This is a genomic window from Streptomyces sp. CLV115, from assembly GCF_038448545.1.
Lineage (GTDB): Bacteria > Actinomycetota > Actinomycetes > Streptomycetales > Streptomycetaceae > Streptomyces > Streptomyces sanglieri.
On the sequence record NZ_JBCEWQ010000471.1, the window covers coordinates 1 to 255 of the forward strand.

The 255-nt window shown below is 63.1% G+C and carries 1 protein-coding gene; it reads left to right on the forward strand.

Annotation, left to right across the window (positions count from 1 at the left end; translation table 11 throughout):
• Window positions 1-8: 8 nt before the first annotated feature.
• Window positions 9-255: hypothetical protein (locus tag AADR41_RS42695; RefSeq protein WP_342287848.1), on the forward strand; the 247-nt coding region annotated here is incomplete at its 3' end.

Here is a 255-nt window from a genome sequence, read left to right on the forward strand (position 1 = left end):
CGCAGGTTCTGACGAGTCTGTCGTCGAAGTCGCGTGGGTCGAGTGATGATCTGGGGACGTTGATTCGCCAGTTGTTGGAGGCGGCGGCGCCGTTGGAGGGGAAGTTCAACGGTGCGGGGCGGGCGGCTTTCGACTCGTTCAAGGGTCGTTCGGACGAGATCACGGCGGCGTTGAACGGTTCGTTGTCGGCTCTGCTGGGTGGTCAGTCGGGGATGGAGCAGGCGTTCGGTTCGGGTGATCAGGAGCAGGGTGACA